General features: G+C 74.4%; 6 protein-coding genes. All 6 read right to left on the bottom strand.

Features of this window, described 5'->3' with window-relative positions:
* Positions 1 to 161: 161 nt before the first annotated feature.
* The 6 genes from ACI797_RS27740 to ACI797_RS27715 are packed head-to-tail and all read right to left on the bottom strand — an operon-like array spanning position 162 to position 4,266.
* Positions 162 to 620 (bottom strand): hypothetical protein, encoded by a 459-nt coding sequence (locus tag ACI797_RS27740; protein WP_456864086.1) that lies wholly within the window; start codon positions 618 to 620, stop codon positions 162 to 164.
* Positions 617 to 1,030 (bottom strand): TadE/TadG family type IV pilus assembly protein, encoded by a 414-nt coding sequence (locus tag ACI797_RS27735; RefSeq protein WP_456864083.1) that lies wholly within the window; start codon positions 1,028 to 1,030, stop codon positions 617 to 619. Before ACI797_RS27735 ends, ACI797_RS27740 begins: the two co-directional genes overlap by 4 nt.
* Positions 1,023 to 1,223: a hypothetical protein gene (locus tag ACI797_RS27730; RefSeq protein WP_456864080.1), complete on the bottom strand. Its 201-nt coding sequence runs from the start codon at positions 1,221 to 1,223 to the stop codon at positions 1,023 to 1,025. Before ACI797_RS27730 ends, ACI797_RS27735 begins: the two co-directional genes overlap by 8 nt.
* Positions 1,224 to 1,253: 30 nt before the next feature.
* On the bottom strand, positions 1,254 to 2,195 hold the full coding sequence (locus tag ACI797_RS27725) for a type II secretion system F family protein (protein WP_456864078.1): 942 nt from the start codon (positions 2,193 to 2,195) through the stop codon (positions 1,254 to 1,256).
* Positions 2,192 to 3,049, bottom strand: coding sequence for a type II secretion system F family protein (locus ACI797_RS27720; protein WP_456864075.1), 858 nt, complete (start codon positions 3,047 to 3,049; stop codon positions 2,192 to 2,194). Before ACI797_RS27720 ends, ACI797_RS27725 begins: the two co-directional genes overlap by 4 nt.
* Positions 3,046 to 4,266, bottom strand: coding sequence for a CpaF family protein (locus ACI797_RS27715; protein WP_456864072.1), 1,221 nt, complete (start codon positions 4,264 to 4,266; stop codon positions 3,046 to 3,048). The genes ACI797_RS27720 and ACI797_RS27715 overlap by 4 nt, the downstream gene beginning before the upstream one ends.
* Positions 4,267 to 4,523: the final 257 nt, after the last annotated feature.

Raw genomic sequence — 4,523 nt, 5'->3', positions numbered from 1 at the left:
GCCCTTGCGGGCCACGGCGATGACGTCACGCCGGAACTCCGGCGGGAACGGCTTGGGCACGCTGCTGATCCTTCCAGCGAGGCCAGGGCCTCACAGGCAAGGAGTCAACTCAACTGGGGGCAGTCCCCGCCGCCTCCTCCCTCGATGGTCGACCTAGCCGCTCAGCCGTCGACGTAGCGGTCGCGCTCGACGACGAACTGGCCGGTGGCGGTGTTGGCGTCGATGAAGTCGGGCAGCAACGGGATCCGCACGGTCACGGTCACGCAGACGCTGAACTCCTCCCCCGGCGTCAGCGACGGCGTGTACGCCCCGGCCGCCTCGCAGCCCGCGCCGGCCGGCACGTAGGCCACCCGGACGTCGGTGGCCTCCACCGACTGGTCCTCCACCGCGAGCTGCGCGGCGCGCTCGGCCCGCGCCAGCCCGGTGGCGACGTCGGGGGCGGTCCCGATCGCCCGGCCGGCCTCCCGCGCGGCCTCGGTCGAGGCGAACACCCCGCGCTGCACCGCCGAGAACCCGGCCACCAGGTAGACCAGCGGCACGAACACCACCAGCGCCACGAACACGAACTCGACCAGCGCCGAACCGGACTCCTCCCGCAACCGCGACCGCAGCCGGTTCACGGCACCTCCTTGACCGCGCGCCCGGTCACCTCCAGCGGCAGCACGTTGCCCAGCGCCGCGAACAGCGTCGGCACCGAACCCGAGCAGCGCACCACCACCAGCGTCAGCCCGGTCGCGTCGACCTCCTCGCCCGAAGTGCACCGCAAACCCTCCGCGGTCTGCACCGAGGTCGCCCGCGCCACCACCTCGACCGTGCGCGCCGCACCGAAGGCGGAGTCGACGTCGGCGTTGGCCGCGTACCGCGCCCCCTCCTGTGCGCTCGCCGTCACCACGTTGCGCACGTGCACGTAGACCGCCACCTGCAGCACCGCGAGCAGCAGCGCCAGGACCAGCAGCGAGACCAGCACGAAGTCCACGACGGCGCTGCCCCGCTCGCCGCCGCCCGGACGGTCGTGCCGCCGCTCAGCCACCGCTCGTGACGGAGGACAGCGCGTTCTGCACCGCGGTCACGATCGCCTCGCGGAACGGGATGAGGATGGCGAGCACGAGGGCCGCCGTCATCACCGTGATCATCACCCAGCCCGGGACGTCGCCCCGCTCGGGATCCTCCCCGCGCACCCGTTCGGCCAGCGCCACCAGCGCCGCCCACAGCCCCCGTGTCATGTGGTCGTCCTTCCTGTCGCGTCCCGCGGCTCACTGCGCCAGCGAGACGATGCTGATGAGGCCCGGGAACAGTGCGAAGAGCACCGTCACGGGCAAGACCAAGAAGACGACCGGGACCATCATCGCGATCTCCTTCCGTCCGCCGGCCTCGAGCAGCCGGCGCTTGCCGGCCTCCCGGACGTCGGCCGCCTGCGCGCGCAGCACCTCGGCCAGCGGCGTCCCCCGCTCGATGGCGACCAGCAGCCCGTCGACGAACCGGGCGAGCGGGTCCAGCGACGTCCGGTCGGCGACCTGCTGCAGCGCCTCGGTCAGCGGCACGCCGGCCCGTGCCCGGCCGAGCGCCGAGCCGAGCTCACGGGCCAGCTCGCCGCCCGAGAGCCGGGTGACCCGAGCGATGGCCGCGGCCGGGCCCTCCCCCGCGGTCACCGCGAGCGCGAGCAGCTCCGCGACGACCGGGAACTCGGCCAGCAGCAGCTCCTCACGCCGCTGCACCTGCTGGGTCAGCCACCAGTCGCGGCCGAGGACGCCGCCGACCAGGCCGGCCACGCACAGCAGCCCGGCGGAGAGGACGTTGAGGCTGCCCGCGGCCACCGAGCCGACGGTCGCGACGGCGGCCGCGCCGAGCAGGCCCAGACCGCCCCAGACGACCTGCTCGATGCGGAAGTCCTCCACCGTGCCCTCGCCGCCGAGCGCGTCCAGCCGGCGCCGCACCGCCGACCGGCCGCCGAGCACGCGGTCGACCAGCCGGGCGCCGTCGCCGACCACCGGGCCGAAGATCCGCCGGACGGCGGTCAGCAGCCCGGCCTCGGTCGCCGTGCCGAGCAGCCGGGACGGCGGCGGGGTGTCGTGCACGTACGGGGCGAGCCGGTCGACCAGCCGCACCGCGCGGAACGGCGGCGCGTAGGTCACCGCCAGCACCAGGCCCAGCGCGGCGACCAGGCCGAGGAGCATCCCGAGCACGGCGGCGCTCACTGCAGCACCCGCACGTCCTCGGGCAGCCGCCCGATCCGCAGCATCAGCCGGTAGGCGACCACGCACACCACGCCGCCGCCGATCAGCAGCGCCGTCCCGACCGGGCTGTCGTACGCGGCGAGCGTCGTCGACTGGGTGGCGAGCAGGAGCAGCACGACCCACGGCGCGGCGACCGCGAGCCGCGCGGCCGAGACCACCCAGCCCTGCCGCGTCTCCAGCTCCGCCCGCGCCCGCGCGTCCTCGCGCAGGAACGTCGCGAGCGTGCGCAGCACGCGGCCGAGGTCGGTGCCGCCGACCTCCCGCGCCACGCGGAGCGTCTCCACGATGCGGTCGCCCACCGGGTCGGCGAGGTCGTCCTTGAGCCGGTCGAGGCAGGGCCCGAACCGGCCGCTCGACCGGTACTCGGCGGCGAAGCGGGCGAACGGCGGCCGCAGCACCTCCGGTCCGCGGGTGGCCAGCGCGGTGAGCGCCTCCGGCAGCGAGAGCCCGGCGCGGACGGCGGAGGCGAGGTTGTCGACGACCTCGGGCCACACCTCCCGCAGGTCGCCGCGGCGCTTCCCGGCCAGGCGTCGGACCTGCGCGTGGGGCAGCGCGAAGCCGAACACGGCGAAGGCGAGGCTGACGGTGACCGTGCCGGTGGTCAGCAGAACGACGACGAGGGCCAGCAGTCCGAGGCTGATCTGCAGCGCCAGCAGCTGCGCGGCGTTGATGCCGGTCAACCCGGCCGCGGCGAGCAGCTCCTGCCGCCGGCCGGGCCGCCGGGGGTCGGTGCGCGGCCTGGGCGCGCGGGAACCGCTGCGCCAGATCAGCAGCAGGCCGACGCCGAGCCCCAGACCCAGGAGCGCGCCCGTCACCGGAGCAGTCCGGCGAGGTCGAAGCCGGCGGCCGCGAACCGCTCCGGGTGCGGCGGGTATCCGTCGGCACGCACCAGCCGGCCGTCGCGCGAGGTGAAGACGTCGGCGGTCTCGATGACCCCGCCCTCGGCGCGGCCGGGCAGGGCGACGACCTCGCGGACCTGCCGCCGTCCGTCGGCGTCGGTGCCGACGTGCACGACGAGGTCGACGCTGGCGGCGACCGTCGGGACGACGAAGGCGGTGCCGATGTTCTCACCGGCCAGCAGCGGCAGCGTGCACATCTTCACGATCGCCTCGCGGGCGCTGTTCGCGTGCAGCGTGCACATGCCGGGCAGCCCCGAGTTGAGCGCGATGAGCAGGTCGAGGCACTCCTCCTGGCGCACCTCGCCGACGACGATCCGCGAGGGGCGCATCCGCAGCGCCTCCTTGACCAGCCGCCGCAGCGGGATCTCGCCGGCGCCCTCGAGGTTCGGCTGACGGGTCTGCATGCTCACCACGTCGGGCAGCGGAACGCGCAGCTCGAAGACCTCCTCGGCCGTGATGACGCGCTCGCGGGCCGGGATGGCGGCGCACAGGCAGTTGAGCATGGTGGTCTTGCCGGCCTGCGTGCCGCCGGATACGAGGACGTTGAGCCCTGAGGCGACCGCGGCCTCGAGGAATCGGGCGGCCTGGGCGGTGAGGGTGCCGAGGGCGACGAGCTCGTCGAGGCTGTGCGCCTGCAGCACGAACTTGCGGATGTTGACCGCCATGTGCCGGCGGGTGATGTCGGGGATGACGACGTGCAGGCGCGACCCGTCCGGCAGCATCGCGTCGACGAACGGCGTCGACATGTCGACCCGCCGCCCGGACGTGCGCAGCATCCGCTCGACCAGGTCGGCCAGCTCGCCGGGCTCGAGGATCGTCGTGGTCAGCTCGCTGCGGCCGCGCCGCGCGACGAACACCCGCCCCGGCTCGTTGACCCACACCTCCTCGACCTCCGGGTCGTCGAGGTAGCGCTGCAGCGGACCGAAGCCGGCCACCCGGTCCAGCACGTCACGCACCACCGACTCCGCGTCGGCGATCGGCGGCAGCGCCGAGGTCAGCGAGCGCTCGGAGTAGTCGGCGACGACGTCGCGCACCAGCACGCGCACCGGGCCCGGGTCGGTGAACGGGTCCAGGCCGCGGCGGCGGATCAGCTCGCGGACCTCCCCGTCGACGACGTCCAAGGCGCTCGGCACCCGCGGGACTGTAAGAGAACCGATCGGTCCGCGGGCGGCTTCGGTGACGTCCTGTGGACAACCGCACCGCAGGTCCACCCGATCAGGCGACCGCACCCGATCCGTGTCGTCACCCGCTGCGCCGAGATGCGCCTCAGAGGGTGTTGGGTAACTGATCCAGCGCCGTGGGTGATGGCGCGAGTTGATCGCCGACGACGTCGGTGTGGCATCACCGGGCTGGGCTGGGGGCGGTGAGGGTCCGGGTGGCATGTGTGTGT

This window comes from Geodermatophilus sp. SYSU D00691, assembly GCF_054050275.1.
This window is presented reverse-complemented; position numbering and strand designations above follow the sequence as displayed.

Bases quoted from the DNA above. Each gene is read 5' to 3' on its own strand.
- ACI797_RS27730 (WP_456864080.1), bottom strand. From the start codon at position 1,223: ATGACACGGGGGCTGTGGGCGGCGCTGGTGGCGCTGGCCGAACGGGTG.